At 40.8% G+C, this 16,021-nt stretch carries 15 protein-coding genes; 7 read left to right on the plus strand and 8 right to left on the minus strand.

The genetic code is table 11. The features are described from left to right. Nucleotides 1–14 precede the first annotated feature (14 nt). Together ACXAEA_RS11555 and ACXAEA_RS11560 are read left to right on the plus strand one after the other, a co-directional pair. Nucleotides 15–686: a GNAT family N-acetyltransferase gene (locus tag ACXAEA_RS11555; RefSeq protein WP_475096026.1), complete on the plus strand. Its 672-nt coding sequence runs from the start codon at nucleotides 15–17 to the stop codon at nucleotides 684–686. Between the two features lie 150 nt (nucleotides 687–836). Further along, entirely contained in the window at nucleotides 837–1,340 is a 504-nt protein-coding gene (locus ACXAEA_RS11560) for a GNAT family N-acetyltransferase (RefSeq protein WP_475096027.1), read from the plus strand. A 264-nt stretch (nucleotides 1,341–1,604) separates the two neighbouring features. On the opposite strand, the gene ACXAEA_RS11565 is transcribed toward ACXAEA_RS11560, so the two are convergent. Further along, nucleotides 1,605–2,003: a hypothetical protein gene (locus ACXAEA_RS11565; RefSeq protein WP_475096028.1), complete on the minus strand. Its 399-nt coding sequence runs from the start codon at nucleotides 2,001–2,003 to the stop codon at nucleotides 1,605–1,607. A 175-nt stretch (nucleotides 2,004–2,178) separates the two neighbouring features. Between ACXAEA_RS11565 and ACXAEA_RS11570 the strand changes: the two genes are divergently transcribed. Then, nucleotides 2,179–5,679 carry a hypothetical protein gene (locus tag ACXAEA_RS11570; RefSeq protein WP_475096029.1) on the plus strand — a complete coding sequence of 1,167 codons (3,501 nt, stop codon included), beginning with the start codon at nucleotides 2,179–2,181 and terminating at the stop codon, nucleotides 5,677–5,679. 169 nt (nucleotides 5,680–5,848) lie between these two features. Next, the gene (locus ACXAEA_RS11575; protein WP_475096030.1) at nucleotides 5,849–6,391 is read left to right on the plus strand and encodes an HD domain-containing protein; all 543 of its coding nucleotides are present in this window, start codon (nucleotides 5,849–5,851) and stop codon (nucleotides 6,389–6,391) included. Nucleotides 6,392–6,476: 85 nt separating this feature from the next. On the opposite strand, the gene ACXAEA_RS11580 is transcribed toward ACXAEA_RS11575, so the two are convergent. Together ACXAEA_RS11580 and ACXAEA_RS11585 are read right to left on the minus strand one after the other, a co-directional pair. Continuing rightward, a complete protein-coding gene (locus ACXAEA_RS11580; protein WP_475096031.1) occupies nucleotides 6,477–6,980 on the minus strand; it encodes a YhcN/YlaJ family sporulation lipoprotein in 504 nt (167 codons plus the stop codon). Between the two features lie 172 nt (nucleotides 6,981–7,152). Further along, nucleotides 7,153–8,238 (minus strand): AI-2E family transporter, encoded by a 1,086-nt coding sequence (locus tag ACXAEA_RS11585; RefSeq protein ID WP_475096032.1) that lies wholly within the window; start codon nucleotides 8,236–8,238, stop codon nucleotides 7,153–7,155. A gap of 217 nt (nucleotides 8,239–8,455) precedes the next feature. Here ACXAEA_RS11585 and ACXAEA_RS11590 point away from each other — a divergent pair, with 217 nt between their 5' ends. After that, a complete protein-coding gene (locus ACXAEA_RS11590; protein WP_475096033.1) occupies nucleotides 8,456–8,602 on the plus strand; it encodes a hypothetical protein in 147 nt (48 codons plus the stop codon). A gap of 129 nt (nucleotides 8,603–8,731) precedes the next feature. Beyond that, nucleotides 8,732–9,154: a hypothetical protein gene (locus ACXAEA_RS11595; RefSeq protein WP_475096034.1), complete on the plus strand. Its 423-nt coding sequence runs from the start codon at nucleotides 8,732–8,734 to the stop codon at nucleotides 9,152–9,154. Nucleotides 9,155–9,184: 30 nt separating this feature from the next. Here ACXAEA_RS11595 and ACXAEA_RS11600 read toward each other — a convergent pair whose 3' ends face one another. The 5 genes from ACXAEA_RS11600 to ACXAEA_RS11620 form a co-directional block, all read right to left on the minus strand. Beyond that, nucleotides 9,185–10,030, minus strand: a complete 846-nt coding sequence (locus tag ACXAEA_RS11600) for a PhnE/PtxC family ABC transporter permease (protein WP_475096035.1) — start codon at nucleotides 10,028–10,030, stop codon at nucleotides 9,185–9,187. Further along, a complete protein-coding gene (locus tag ACXAEA_RS11605) occupies nucleotides 10,030–10,827 on the minus strand; it encodes a PhnE/PtxC family ABC transporter permease (protein ID WP_475096036.1) in 798 nt (265 codons plus the stop codon). The genes ACXAEA_RS11600 and ACXAEA_RS11605 overlap by 1 nt, the downstream gene beginning before the upstream one ends. Further along, nucleotides 10,820–11,575 (minus strand): phosphonate ABC transporter ATP-binding protein, encoded by a 756-nt coding sequence (locus ACXAEA_RS11610; RefSeq protein ID WP_475096037.1) that lies wholly within the window; start codon nucleotides 11,573–11,575, stop codon nucleotides 10,820–10,822. The genes ACXAEA_RS11605 and ACXAEA_RS11610 overlap by 8 nt, the downstream gene beginning before the upstream one ends. Before the next feature lie 9 nt (nucleotides 11,576–11,584). After that, a complete protein-coding gene (locus tag ACXAEA_RS11615) occupies nucleotides 11,585–12,457 on the minus strand; it encodes a putative selenate ABC transporter substrate-binding protein (protein WP_475096038.1) in 873 nt (290 codons plus the stop codon). A gap of 226 nt (nucleotides 12,458–12,683) precedes the next feature. Continuing rightward, a complete protein-coding gene (locus ACXAEA_RS11620; protein WP_475096039.1) occupies nucleotides 12,684–14,237 on the minus strand; it encodes an ABC-F family ATP-binding cassette domain-containing protein in 1,554 nt (517 codons plus the stop codon). Nucleotides 14,238–14,535: 298 nt separating this feature from the next. Between ACXAEA_RS11620 and ACXAEA_RS11625 the strand changes: the two genes are divergently transcribed. Beyond that, nucleotides 14,536–15,942, plus strand: a complete 1,407-nt coding sequence (locus tag ACXAEA_RS11625) for an LVIVD repeat-containing protein (protein WP_475096040.1) — start codon at nucleotides 14,536–14,538, stop codon at nucleotides 15,940–15,942. Nucleotides 15,943–16,021 lie beyond the last annotated feature (79 nt).

Consider the following 16,021-nt stretch of genomic DNA (forward strand, 5'->3'; position numbering starts at 1 on the left):
AAGGAGCATACTTTATGGAATATATTCGTGTTAATAGCATTGAAGATCCACTTTTCACTAAGCTCCATAATCTAATGAAGGAAGTTTTTCCTCCAGAGGAAGTATTAGAGTTCGGCCTCTGGAAAGAACCACTCGAAGATCCGGGTATCCGGGTTTTTGTTGCTGTACATGAAGATGAAGTAGTTGGAGTTACCGAATACCGCTACTATCCAGACTGGAACATCGCAATGACCGATTTCACGATTGTCGGGAAACCTGGACTAAGTCTCGGGCGATTTTTAGCCAATATGAGAATGGAAGACCTGCAGGAACTTGCAGGACAAAATGGGGCCGAGTTATTCGGAATGTTCGCTGAAATCTATGACCCATACCGTAAGACAGACCATGATTTTGGCGGCGTAAAAACAATGGACCCATTTGTAAGGCGCGAAGTATTATCACACCTAGGCTATAAGAGCCTGAACCTTGAATACGTCCATCCATCATGGGAAAATGACGGGGAAGCTGTAGAAGGACTCGATTTATGCTTCATGCCAACAGACGAGAATACACTTGAACTCCCGGCAGCTTTAATCGCAGACTTTCTTACAACCTATTACTCCGTTCTGGAAAAGAAACCAGAAAAATGGATTCAGATGGTTGAAAACCTTAAGAGAAAAGATACAGTGGCATTGATGCCTCTATAGATGTTAACCAGCAGTCTCACTGCTGGTTTTTTTTAATACTGCTAAAATATTTATTACTAAATATTTTCATTTTTTCTAAAAAATCTAAGGCTAATGTCTTCCATTTTAGTTATCATTAATTATTGATATGGAAAGAAGAGGTGAGCATTATTGTTAATTCGTGCAGCTTTACCTGAAGAGCACTCATTAATCAGAGAACAAAGGGTTTCGGCCTATGAAGAACATGCCAGTTATATACCGAAGGACCATTGGTATGCATTGAAAAATGCGATTTTATCGAAGGCTGATGAAAACATCGGGGTAGAGATCCTGGTTGCTGAAACCGCAGGGGAAATCATTGGAAGTGTAGCATTGTTTCCCGCTAAGATGGATGCTTACAATGGAGTTGCAAAGATAGTTGATTATCCAGAAATAAGAATGCTCACCGTGCTTCCAAAAGCCCGGAACAAAGGTGTGGCATCTGCCTTAATCAATGAATGTATCGCAAGCTCTAAAAGGAAGAATGCACCATTTATCGGTTTGCACACAGGTGAGTTTATGAAGAAGGCAATGAGCTTATATGAAAAAATGGGTTTTGAACGGATACCAGAATTAGACTTTATACCCGCTGAGGATGGGATCGTGGTTAAAGCTTACAGGTATCCGCTTGAATAGAATTTTAGAAATGACGCTGGCCTTCGGTCGGCGTTTTTTAGTGTATACAAACCCCAAAACTTAACCTTTTTAGTCCAATAGACCTAATTGTCTTTCTGGAAAATACACTAATAAAAACTCATAGGATCTGGTACTAATTCGAGTGGAAAATAACTTGAAAAGTATCAGTTCTGTCCCTAAAAACCCCGATATTATACTAGAAAATAAGGTGATTATTTTAATATAACAAAATTGGATCAATAAAAAAACGGCTTCCGCCGTTTTTTAAAATGCATATTGGAAGATTCCATAGTATAAAGGCGCAATAAAAATCAATCCGCTCAACTTAGCTGCGAGAGGCATTGACGGTTCATCTTCCTCCAGTCCAAAATCCCCCGCAAACCGTTCAGAGAAGAAAATCGTAAACAACACATCCCAAAGGAGCCCAAAAACAAAGACGATCTTCCACAGTAGTGGTGTAAGCAACTCCAATTCTGTGACATAGCCAAATAAGCCAAACCAGGTGATAATCGAAATGACGAAATCAAGCCTTGTCACATTATTTTTGTATTTACCCTTAATCAAAAACCAAATTGCTGTTGTCCCCATAAAGCCCAAAAACATTAACCAAAAAAAAATCAGCCATTCTGCAAACCTCATTCTTCTATAATTGGTTTCTTTCATACACTGTCATCCATAATAATCTACCTTATTATAAAGGTGTATTTTCAGTCTGGGAATAGAAATTTGTCGAAAAATCGCTTTTGAGTTTAATAACATTAATATTGAATTATTTTATAAAAGGTGTAAAATTACACTAAACGATAAAAATGGATTAAATCGGGACAGGGGGATAAAAATGGGTTTTACTCCTAAAGAAGAAAGGCGAAGGATCTTTCGCAATGAGCTCTACAATCTGAAAGAATTAGGTTATGTCACATCCGAACAATATGAAAATGTAACTGAAGCTCATAATGCTTACTTCCTCGATTTGTTGGCGAAGGAAGAGCGTGAAAATGAAAAAGCAAACAAAATAAGAAAAACAGAACCACCCGCAGGCATTAAACCAAACGAAGAAATGCCAGATTCAATGGCAGTTCAGGGTATTCATGGTGTAGGAGAAAAAGCAGTTGTATCACAACCGAAACCTCGTCCCGTTAAGGTTCGACCAAAGAAAACCGCAGAAGAAATCCGTGAACGGAATATTTCCTGGTCACTGAATATCGGTGTGATCATGCTGTTGATTGGCGGTCTTTTTGTGGCAACAAGCAATTGGGAGACGATGACCCCCTTGATGAAAGCAGGTTCGATTGCACTTGTCTCAGCTTTGTTTTATGGCATTGCTTATATAAGTTACCGTGTTTTGAAAATCGAAAAAACAGCATTTGCATTTATTGTCTTGGGAAGTTTGTTCCTGCCAATCTTCACATTATCGCTCGGTTGGTTTGAATTGCTGGGTCCATATTTATCATTTTATGGTGAGGGCCGTTTTATTTTAGGAGCATTCAGCAGTTCTATTTTGATACCGATTTATTCATTATTAGCCAAAAGATTATCTTCCAGGTTATTTGTATGGTTTACCTATATTTCGTCTACGATAAGCGCGTCCTATTTCCTAAGGGCCATAGGACTTGAAACAGACGGCTTTTACCTTGGATTGATTGTCTTTAATACGCTGCTCATCGCTGCATGCCATCATCTGAAGAAGAAGGGCGATGTTCCGCTATTCACAAAAGAACTTGTTGTCTATTCGCAAGCAAACTTGGTGCTTTCTACTTTATTGATGCTTTTCTTTTATGAAAATCACGTTTTTAACGGCTTCAATATGATTTTAACAGCTGTAGTTTATCTTTCGATGATTTTCGTCAACGGGCGGAAAGAATATCATTTCGTGTTCAGCGCAATGTTCGTATATGGCGCTTATCAAATACTGGATAATTGGATTTATACTGATGCCAGTGTTATCGGTTATGCACTAATTGGATTTGTCTTTTTGCTGGTTCCAAGGTTCATAGAAGACCAATACGGTTTAAAGAAAGCATTTCAGGTCACAAGCGCAGCCGTATCGGGTCTTGCCTTTCTATACATCACTGCCGAAGGAATGCTGTTGCGTTCGGAGACTCCATCATTTATTTTGTTCGCAGCATATTTGATGATTTCTGTGAACTTCATCTATTTGGCAAATACAAATAAAAATATCATCTTCCGCTACCTGAGTCCTTTTTTTCTTGCCTCAGCAATGCTAGAAGTTGTCCAGAAGTTAAGAAACTGGATTGGGTTCGAGAACTTATCCTTGCCAATTTATTTCATTGGCGTTGTGTTATTCATTCTAATAGGCTGGAAGCTCAAATCCAAATATCTTCAGGTAATCAGAACAGGCTCCCGCGATGTCGGAATGGCGATCATGCTTTTGATGGTTCTAGTTGCTTTTGCGATGATGGACTGGTGGGAGCTGGCTCTGATGTTGGCGTTGACAGGCTCCGCATTTTATATCATGACAAGAATTGACACCAGGCCGCTGATTCCATTAATTGCTCAATGGGGAGCAGCTCTCTCGGTTGGTTTGGCAGCTGCTTCTTTTGGGGAATGGGTCCGATCGCAGTCAATCCTATATAACACTCTGTTAGGAGTTCCTGGAAATTTTGCAATCGCAGGCTATCTTCTCTTAGGTATTGCTTTCACCTTAAGGAAGTTGAATAAAGATCCACTTTTCAAAACCGCATTTTTCACTGCGCATGGTCTTTACGCCGCAGCTCTGTTATTCACATTTACCATGCCGATTGCAAATATTTATGGAGAATCTTTCATTTGGCTTGGCGGAATCATGATGTCAGTCCTACTTTATAAGACGACTAAGGTGCCACTGATTTCATATTTGACCGGAGCCATCAGCCTTGCGTGGTATATCATCACGGTAGATTCAATTAATGAAGAGGTCCTTAATTTCATTACAACTGCAGAAACGATCATAATGCCGGGAGGAGGATGGCTGTTACTGGTTGCAGCTGCATTGCTTTTCAAAAGGGAGAGAAAGCTCTCAGAAAGTTTTGCCTGGTTAGCACATATCTATCTTTCTCCCATTATGGCGCTAAACTTTATGATGTACCGGGATGAAGCCATGTGGAGCTATCTCATTGCAACAGGTATTTATGCTGCTGCAATTTTCTTCGTCAAACAGGAATGGAAAGTAAAATTCTTATTATATGCAGCTTTCACCACGTTATTCTTAGCAGTTAAAACTGGGATCACTCTTTTTACTGGCGAGGATTTCGGACACTACGCATTCCTGACAGCAAGCATTTTGATTGCCGCAACCTGGTTTATGGTACCTGCTGTCTTTAAGCAAAGATCATTGTATTACCTTGTACCATTTTCACTTTTAGGGGTTGCGAGCTTTCTGGGAGTTTACCCGTATAGTTGGATTCACTTTGGAATTACTATTGCCTACGCAGCCGCCATTTTAATTTTGCTTCACAGAATAAAATGGGACTTACTTTCACTTGTTCCTTTATTGATGGTATTTTACGGCACAATCCAATTCATTTACCAGGCTCAACTTGAAGCACAATGGGACATTGCCATTCTTGCCGGATTCGGGATCGTGCTTACCATCATTGGAATTCGTATTTATCCGAACCTTTGGGAAAAAGGCGGAGCATCTGGAATAAGAGGCCTGGATTCTTTTACAATCGTAGCATTTCTATTCTTTGTTTCAATTGCAACGTTGAATGCCGAAACATACTGGGCACAAATAATCCATGGGCTGCTACTCTCTGCAGGCTTATGGCTGCAGAGAGGAAGGGTTCATGGTAATGGAGTAACAATGCTTTCCTTTATCTCAGGGGCCTACCTGCTTGTCCCTTATTATGCTGGTGTCGAACAGTTCGAGATCCCAGCGTTATGGAAAAGGGAATTATTTGTCCTTCCATTCGTTGCTCTTGTAGTCTTTTTAAGGTACATTTCTAAAGGAAAATGGGATAGGTTCACAGGATATATCCAATGGGGTGTATTGATTATCGTCTCGCTTATCCTCATACAGGATGGCCAGGCCAGCAATACAGTCTATGATGCCTTGATCCTCGGTTCACTTTCGCTGATTTCCATGCTGGCAGGAATGTGGCTGCGATTAAAAGCCTATTTCTTTGTCGGTGCAGGCGTATTGCTTCTAAATGTAGTCATGCAGACCCGGCCATTCTGGGGTAACCTTCCTTGGTGGGGATATTTGTTAGTCGCCGGATCGATTCTGATCAGCGTCGCCAGCTTTAACGAATGGAATAAGCAAAAAGGAGCCAAAGGGGAGAAGACCTTCCTCATAAAAATAATAGAGGATATACGCACAAAACTGAAAAATTGGAGCTAAGTAACGCTGGCAAAGGAATGGAATTGTCCAATCCTTTGCCAGTTTCTTTTTATATAATATTGTATGTTTTTACAGGAGAATCTAGAAAAGAGTAAATCAAGTGCAATTTTGGACAAATTCTGTTACCATCATAAAAATATCATTTCACAACAGCTTAGGAGGTAAAGAAATGAGGGATGTAACTATTTTGGATCTTTTTGAACACCATATTGCCCAGAAATACTTGAAACGATCCGGCATGGCCCATGCAATCGCTGTAGCCTACCATGCTTTCCATCTTGCAAAAGAGCATGAAGTGGACGTGGATATAGCAGCCAAAGCTGGCTTTCTTCATGATATTGGACATTTTACCTGGTATCGCAACGGCAAATGGGATTACGAGCTTTACAGGAAGAACGATATCCATCCAATAAAAGGAGCAGAACGAGCACATAAACTTCTGATCCGGCTAGGTGAAAACCCCGTACAGGCGAAAGCCACTTCACTTGCTATCCTTTTCCACACTGACTCCTTTTTGCCTTCGAATGATATTGTCCGGACACCGCTTCAGCAAGTAGTGAAATGGGCAGATGAAAAAGACGAAGAAGAGGGCGGAAACCACCATTACAGAAAAATTGACAATGAGCGGGCGAGACAAAGCATTATGCGACTCGATAAAATGATTGATGATGAGATCATGAAAAGGGAAGGAAAGTCCCGATTGCCTTCCTAATAAAAGAGTTAAAGGACACCGATCATTTTATCGATGTCCTTTACTGTTAGCAGATTATATTTTAACTCTCAAAAAGTTACTACTCTTAACGAGAACCTGGAAAGACTTTTTCAACCACATCATTAAAATCCTCAGTCAGTCCAACGATAGGCCGTCCGTTTTTAAGCTGTTCACTATAGTCTTTCATACTGACAACAAAGTCAGCATTTGCTGATATATATACTTCGGAAATTTCACCATCAGTCGATTTGATTTGCTCAGAGATTTTATTTTTGACTTCTTCAGGAACAACATTTGTGTTCCTATTCACTAGAACAACAGCAGCATAGGCTTTTCTTTGGACAGTAATGACTGTGGCCTCCTGGACATCCTTTAGCATCTCCACTTGCTTCTCGGCATCCTCGTCTACTCGCATCCGGTAGGTTTGCTCATAGGAGTTGAACCGCTGCTCCTCATGAACATTTTGTATCCGTACCCCATTATCATTTACAGTATTAATTTGCGCTCCTTCATCTGTATAAGTACCGCATCCAGTGAACATAAGGACGGTCATAACCAGAAATAGCAGCTGTATGCTGAATCTTTTCATTGGCATATCCTCCTATCTTTCAAATCGCAAATAGAATGTCCTAAATAAGGAATTTTTATTCAATTTTGCCAAAAGGAGTATGCCGTAAAATCATTTTTCTTTGAATGCAATAAACCTTTTCGATAAAAGCCTAAAAAAAAGACGGCTGCAAAAAATGCTGGCCGTCTTGTGATCATGTTTCAGGATTTATGATATTTCTTTTCTCACGCAGCTTATAAAATTTCCAAACATCCTTAACAATGATTTTTACTACAGAATAAAACGGAATGGCGATGAGAATCCCGATGAAACCATATAATGAACCTGCAGCAATCAGGAGCAGGATTACTGTAATAGGATGGATATTGAGTTTTTTCCCCATAACCTGAGGAGTGACAAGATTTCCTTCAAGCTGCTGTACAATGACAAGGACGATCAGCACCTTGAACATCATCATCGGACTTGTAGCGAGTGCAACAAACAATGCCGGTATTACACCAATAATCGGCCCGAGAAATGGAACGACTGTCAAAAACATTGTGAAGATTGCAAGAATAAGTGCATAGTCTAGTCCAATAATTTTGTAACCAATATACATTAGTATTCCATCCACAATCGCAATAATGAATTGACCGGTTACATAGGTGAAGAGGGTTCGGTCGATATCCTTAAGGATTTTGTTGCCTTCTTGTTCATGTTCATTAGGAATTAGTTTGATCATATACGGCCGGAGTTTTTCTTCGTCCTTTAAAAAGAAGAACACGAGGAACGGAACGACAACCAGGACCGTCGCCACACTTGTCAGCACTGAGAATATCGTCATAATATTCTCTCCCAGATTCTGTGACACCGTACTAAGATAATTCAGAGCTTTTTGTTTGATTTGATCTGCGTTGATGAAACCTATCTTATTCTCATTAATGACCTTTTTTGATTCCTCGGTTATTTCATCCACTTTTCCGGGGAAGTTTTCCGTCAAGCCGCTGATCTGTTCTCCGACAAGGGAGCCGGCAAAATAGAAAAAGGTCGAAAATAAGCCAATAACAATAGCAAAAACAAGCAAAATACTGACGATTTTTGGCATGAAACCTTCAAGCCACCTGACCGGTTTTCTTAAGATATAATAGATAAGCCCTGAAATCAGGACTGGAAAAAATATAGCCATAATGAAGTTTTGCAGCGGCCAGACAAAATAATCGATTTTGCCAAAAAGGAAAATAACAATAAGAACTAATATCGTCCCGGTCGCATATTTAAAAAAAGGTCGATGGATCCACATTTATTTACCCCCTGTGATAATTATTTCTTTCTCTCTAATACTTACCATAAAGAGAAGTCACTTAAACAAACGGGTTGTCATAAATGGGACAGGAAAATCATATAATGTCCTTACTAGGTAGTTTCAAAAGAACAATAGCGGGTAAATATTCTGGTCAACAGAAATAGAATTGTACAGCAATTGCCACTGGTCATCTTCTGTGTAAAGGGGTCTCTGTATGGTTGCAGTCGAGGAGCATCTACTATTTATTAAGGAATTGGGTCGTTTGTTTGATGAGTACTCACAGTGCGAGGATGAAAAATTGAAACGTGAGATTTATAAAGATATTCAGCTTATAGGAGAAGCAATCAAAATTGGCAACTAAATACTTTACAGATTCCAGCAAGCCATTGGACATCTGCTTGCTGTTTTTATTTTATCGTAAAGATAATTAGGAAAATCACAGGCTTCCCTTACATATACATGAAACAAGCATATGAAAGGGGAGGGTTATATGAGAATTGACCTTTCGAAAGAACAATATTTAACGCTGGTAAAATTGATGCAGCTTGGAAACTGGCCGCTAGGGCTTACTGAAGCCGATCAGGAGCTAGTGAGCAAAGCAGAGGATCTGGAACAGTATATTTTTTCACTGGCAAGGGATTTTGAAGCAAGTGAAGAGATTTACTTTGACACCGAAGAAGAATATTACTATCTATCAGAAAGCCTTAAAGAAACGGTAGAGTCTATTATCGACGAATATGAGGAGGATGTCTTCTGGGATCAGCTGACGCATAAGCTTGCGACGATTGATTTGAAACGTGAAGTCAACATCAATGCAACAATCGAAGAAAAAATCAATCGGCTTTTCCAGCTTAAAGCTCGTTACGAAAAATACTTTCTGGAAAACGGGTTGAACAATATTGATTTATTATAAGCAAAAATCCGGCCAAAATAATGGCCGGATTTATTTAATGAAACTTCTTGCTTTTTCAGAAATGAAATCAGCTGCGAAGACAAGGATCAAATAAAGGATCAGCAATAGCGTAATGTCTGTGTAATGGAAAAAGCTCATGCTCAACTTGAATTGCTGGCCAAGACCTCCTGCGCCAACAAAACCTACCACAATTGTCGTCCGCATGATCACTTCCCAGCGGTATAATATATACGTCAAAAAGCGGGGAAGCGCAGCAGGCAGGACACCATACAATAAAATCTGTACTCGGCCAGCTCCACAAGAAGCTAGATTTCGTATCGGCCGGGAATCCAAATCCTCGATTACCTCAGCACAAAGTTTGCCCAATATACCGAAGTTATGAAGTGCAAGCGCAATAGCGCCTGGCAAGATTCCAGGTTTGAATATGAAGATAATGATCATGGCCCAGACAAGCTCTGGTACAGCACGCGAAAAGATATAGCCTCCACGCACAATTCCAAAGGATAACCACCCATACCACTTTTTTGCCAGGGTAATGGATCCGTCCGCTACATTCCTGGCTGCAGGAACAACGGTGATCAGGGCAGCAATCGTTGCAAAACCAGTTGCCATTATACTCATCATCAACGTTTCAATTGTAAGAGAAAAGGCATTTTTCCAGCTTGCAGGATCGAAAAACGCCGGATTTTCTTCAGCAACACCCAAAAGTCCTTTAAAAAATTTGGCTGCAAATAAAAGATTCTGTTCTGTGAAAAGCTCGTACAAACTTGCCCTTTCAAACAAGAAAATCGATATCCATGATCCTGTGGTCAGAATGAGTAATGCATAAATAGAGGCAGTAACAAAGTTTATTCTTATTTTTCGCAGTCCCTTCATTAAACCAGCCTCTTTCTCAATTGATTGCTCCAGGCATCGATCAGGATGACCATAACGATCAAAAAGAACACAAATGTCCAGACTTCATTATAATGCAGGTCATCAAGGCTCAATTGAATCTGATATCCAAGTCCGCCTATTCCGACAAAGCTCATGATAGCTGATGACCGGACTGCACACTCAAATCGGTACATCGCATAACTGATAATGCTTGCTCTGACCATAGGCAGATAACCATACATTAAAGTTTGAAGCCTCGCAGAACCCGCTGCTTCAAGCGCTTTTATTTGTTCTTGCGGAACATCCTCCAGCATATCCGCAAAAATACGTCCGAGGATCCCGCCGTACGGAATCGCCAATGCAAAGATGGCCGCAAAAGGAGAGAGGCCAATCGATGCAACAAAAAGCCATGCCCAAACAAGTTCATGGATTGCTCTCATGAATCCAAGCTGTCCCCTGAAGAACACTTTAACCAGAGCTTTCAATTTTGGATTTGAAGTCAATATTCCTGAGCCAAGAATACCAAAGAAAAAAGCAATCAAAAGGGCCAGACTCATACCTGCTGCAGCATAGGACAGCGTGGTCCAGCTCGCTTCAATAGCCAGCAGCAGGATGTCAGGCGATATAGCTGGTTTAATGAATGCTCCCAGAATCTGTTTTGCGGTTTCAAACCCTCCGCTATGAACCAAATCCCAATTCCATTCTACGGAAAAAAGACTCAATAAAAACACCAGCAAAAGAATCATCGAGAGGATTTTGCGCTTATGGAGTTCTATTTTCAACCGCTTTTTAATCATTTAAAGCTTGCTCCTTTAATCTGTACAAGCTATTGATATGGTCTTCTGTAACTGAAGATGCCGGGAGATCAAAGAAGATCTCCCCATTTTTAAGGGCAATCAGCCGATCAAAATACTTTTTAGCATAATTGACTGAATGCAAACTGGCTATGAGTGTCTGATTTTCATCTGAAGCGATTTTAACCAGCAGCTCAAGGATATCTTCTGCACGTGCGGGATCTAGTGATGCAACCGGCTCATCGGCAAGAACGATTTCCGGACTCTGGACGAGCAGCCTCGCAAGTGCAACGCGCTGTTGTTCTCCACCAGAAAGAGCCGAGGTTCGCTCATATAATTTTTCCTTCAAACCGACTCGATCAAGTGCCTTTAGAGCATAATCCTTATCCTGAGGGATTAGCAAAGATAGGAGGGACTTTGTAAAACTCCATTCCGAAAGCCGTCCCGCAAGGACATTATGGATGACTGGAAGCTCACCAACAAGATCAAACTGTTGGCGGATGATACCGATTTTTTTCGCTCTTTTCTTTTGATCTGATATCCAGGCCAGCTGCTGTCCATCAATCAGAATTTCTCCCCGATCCGGAGTAATTATAGATGCCAACAAATTCAGCAATGTGGTTTTTCCAGCACCGCTCGGACCAATGAGAGCAATCAGTTCACCTTTTTTCACAGAAAAAGAAAGGGAAGATAATGCTATCTTCCGCTCGTAGATTTTTGTTAATTGTTTTAAGCTTATTATTTCGGTCATGAATTCCACCTACTTGATGATCTTAAGTTCTTTAGCGACCTTTTCAATTGCTTCATAATTATCATTCTTCGTCTCAATGAATTTATCAGTTTGCAACAAATTCATAATTTCATTGTCTGCAGATGTCATTGAAAGGATCGCTTCTTTCAATTTGGTTTTCGTTTTTTCATCTACCTTGTTCACAGTCCAGTTATAGTCGTAATACTCAGGAGTTGTGTAAAACACCTTCACTTTCGACTCATCAACCTTGCCTTCCTTAACAGCAGCTTCCCATACAGAAATATTCAATGCTCCTGCCTGGAAAGCTCCGGATTCAACAAGTTTATACGTCTTATCATGTGAACCTGAGTAGTTTGGCTTTCCATCAAGGTCTTTATCCGGGGAAATGCCAGCTTCCATCATGAAGTAGCGAGGCATCAGATGACCAGAAGTAGAGCTTTCACTGCCAAAAGTAAAGGACTTTCCTTTTAAATCTTCAAGACTTTCAATCCCAGCATCTTTTTTAGTGATAAAAACAGATTTGAATTTCTCATCAATTGGTCTCTGGGCAAATGCTTCAGCCTCAGGCACCAGGTTTCTTGCCTGAACACCCGTAAGTCCGCCAAACCATGCAAGATGGATTTCTCCTCGCTCAAAGGCAGTAACAAGGGCAGAATAATCAACAGAAGGGACATACTCAACATTGAACCCCGTTTTCTCTTCTAAGTCTGTTGCAAAATCCTCCATGCTCCTGTTTAAGTCGGCTGCATTTTGGTCAGGGATCGCTCCAATTTTAATCGTTTCAGGATTTGACTCATTTTTCACCTGATCTTCACCATTTCCGGAACATGCTGAAAGAGCTAATATCATAAGTAAACTTAATACTGTAATCAATTTTTTCATTTGCCATCACCCTTATAAATATTTTTTATGGACTGTATAAAATTTATCAATAACTCGAGAATAACTCAATACCTTTCTATAAAAATACCATTTAAAATTCAATCCTTTTAAGGTATAAGTTCTAAGAGATTTTGCAGGAATATATTTTTATACTTTTCCAGCTACAGGAAGTCCAGCGAATTTAATCAAAAAAACCTGTCGACTAATGCCAACAGGTTCAAGAAAATTAATTGGATTTTGAAGCCCAGTCTTCAACATTCCAGACTTTTGTTACCCAGTCTTCATAAAAGTCTGGTTCGTGGCTGACGAGGACGATTGTGCCTTTATAGGCTTTTAATGCACGCTTCAATTCTGCCTTTGCGGTAATATCCAGGTGGTTTGTCGGCTCATCGAAAAGCAGCCAGTTGCTTTCGTGCATGAGCAGTTTGGTAAGGCGGACTTTGGCTTGTTCTCCACCGCTCAACTGGTTAAGCGGGCGGGAAATGTGCTCATTTTTAAGGCCGCTCCTGGCCAGGGCTGCACGGACCTGATGCTGATCCATACCTGGGAACTCTGCCCATACATCCTCAATCGGTGTAATGCTCCCAGCTTTTACTTCCTGTTCAAAGTAGGAAGGATAGAGGAAGTCACCGCGTTCGATTTTCCCGCTTAATGCCGGGATTTTACCAAGCATAGTCTTCAATAGGGTTGATTTACCGACACCATTCATTCCGACAATCGCAATCTTCTCGCCGCGCTCAATCGTGACAGACAATTTCGGCAGCAGCGGGTGAGTATAGCCAATCTCGAAATCCTTTCCTTCAAAAACATAGCGGCTGCTTGCCCTAGATTCCTTGAAATCAAATGTTGGTTTCAATGCTGTTTCAGGGCGATCGATTCTTTCCATACGGTCAAGCTGTTTCTGGCGGCTTTTTGCACGGCCTGTTGTTGAATATCGAGCCTTATTTTTCGCGATAAAATCCTCTTGTTTCTTGATAAAGTCCTGTTGCTTTTCATAAGCGTTGATATGCTGGTTTTTGTTGATTTCTGCCAATTCAAGGAATTTCTCATACGTAGCTGTATATCGAGAAAGCTTTGAAAATTCCAACTGGAAGATTACATTTGATACCTGGTTCATGAATTCAGTATCATGTGAAATCAAAATAAATGCGTATGGATATTCTTTAAGGTACCTTGTCAGCCACTGGATATGCTCAACATCAAGGTAGTTGGTTGGTTCATCAAGCAGGAGAACCTTAGGTTTTTCCAGCAATAGCTTTGCCAGCAAAACCTTAGTCCGCTGGCCGCCGCTCAATGCAGATACATCACGATCTATTCCGATCGCATCAAGCCCAAGGCCTCTTGCTGCTTCTTCGACTTCGATATCAAGTGAGTAAAAACCGCCAGCATCAAGCGCATCCTGTATTTCAGCCATCTGTTCGAGCAATTTTTCAAGCTCTTCAGGTGAGGCATCAGCCATTTTTCCAGTAACTTCATTTAGTTCTTCTTCCTTTTTGAAAAGGGGAAGGAAGGCATCTCGCAACACATCACGGATGGTTTTTCCAGGCGTAAGGACTGTATGCTGGTCCAAATAACCGTACTCAACTCCAGGTGTCCATTCAACTTTCCCGGAATCGTGAATCAGTTGTCCAGTAATGATATTCATCAATGTCGATTTGCCGACACCGTTCGCACCAACCAAACCGACATGGTCTTCAGCCAACAGGCGGAAGGAAACATCTTTAAAAAGGGTACGATCCCCAAAAGTATGGCTCAAGTTTTCTACATTCAATAAACTCATGGTAAAATCCTCGCTTCAATCTATTTTTAAGAGTAATAATAAACAATCACATTCCTTAATCATACTAAATTCTCTGACTTTCGACTAGGTTTTTCTAGACAGGAAGTTATGGAAACAACCAAGCATTAATTTGTGGACATTTACCTATTTTGGTTAACGAAACAGATACCAATGACTTAACAAAAAATTACATACTTAGGTTAAATTTACTGAATTTACAAAATATACAGTTTTTTAATTGATAGAGAGTTTTCACCTCTGATATAGTGATATCCAATACATAGGAGGAGGCAAAAAAATGAAGAAAAAACGAATGTTCTCCAGTTTAATTCTAGCAGGCGCATTATCTCTCTCGTCGATTCCTTTCAATGTCCTTGCCCATGATGAGCTAGGTGATGTCAATCTTGAAAAAGGCGAGAGAACAGGATATAGCAATGTCGCGGTTCCTGTGTTGGAAGGGAGCAAGAACCTTCAGTTTTTACATGAAGCTGCAGCCCCTGAGATGAGGACGGTAAGGGAAGACGGAAAACAAAACAGCTTTGCAGATGTATACGCTCATAAAAGTTATGCTTATATGGGAACGCACACGAGGAACGGAGGCAATGGCGGAGTCCGCGTCTTTGATATGAAGGATCCAGCCAATCCGAAAGAAGTTGCCGTGTTTGCGAATAATGACATTCCTGGAACATGGCAGGAAAAGGTCATTGTGAAAAGTGTAAACACCCCATCCTTCAAGGGTGACCTTGCGGTGGTGAGCGTACAGCAGTTAAACAATAATAGTCCTGAATCCAAGGGTGGATTTTTGCTTTATGATGTCACGAATCCAGTTGAGCCTAAAAAGCTTGGATTCTACGAGGTTACCAAGAAAACGAGAGGGACTCACGAATTATACTTAACTGTTCAGGATAACCGGGCAATCGTACTGGCAGCTAACCCTTATGCCGATTATTACAGCCATGGTGAAGAAAAGGATTTCCAGATTGTTGATGTCAGCAATCCATCAGAACCTCAAAAACTATGGGAATTTGATCCGAGATCACTGGAGGAAGTCCCTGATGATTTCGACGGTTATTACTGGACCGCTCCTGACGGCAAGACACGCCCGGTATTCAACCATAGTACAATGGTTGATGAGACAGGCAAGTACGCATATGTTTCTATGTGGGATTTGGGTACCGTTATTTTTGATATCAGCCATCCTGACAATCCTCAATACCTAGGAAGGACAGAATATGCATCAACACAGCAGGGCTCTGCGCATTCGGCCACGCTTGCAAAAGGCGGTACGGTACTGATTGAGACTCGCGAGGTGTATAATCCAACCAAAGCTGGATATGAGCAGGCTTATGGTTACACAAGGATCTTCGATATCAAGGATAAAACAAAACCTAAGCTGTTAAGTGAATTCAAGACGGATTTAGTTGATAATGTGGAAGATGGAGCTACTTTTGCAAATACTGTCCATGATCCGAAGGTTAGAGGCAACACATTATACTTATCTCATTACGCAGGCGGAGTAAGGGCGGTTGACATTACTAATCCTGAAAAGCCTGTCCAAATCGGACAGTATACACCCGAACAATCTGATATTTGGGGCGTTTTCGTTGACAGGAATTACATTCTCGCTTCAGACATCGGGAAAGGATTAAAAGTTTTATTGAAGAATAATAGTTCCTCTACAACACAGAGCCAGGGACTAAAGTAAAATGATTGAAGTAAAGGCACGCAGATTGCGTGCTTTTACTTTTCCACTATATAGTTTATTGCCATAGAAACAGGGTAAA

Source organism: Mesobacillus sp. ABV4_180, assembly GCF_056158485.1.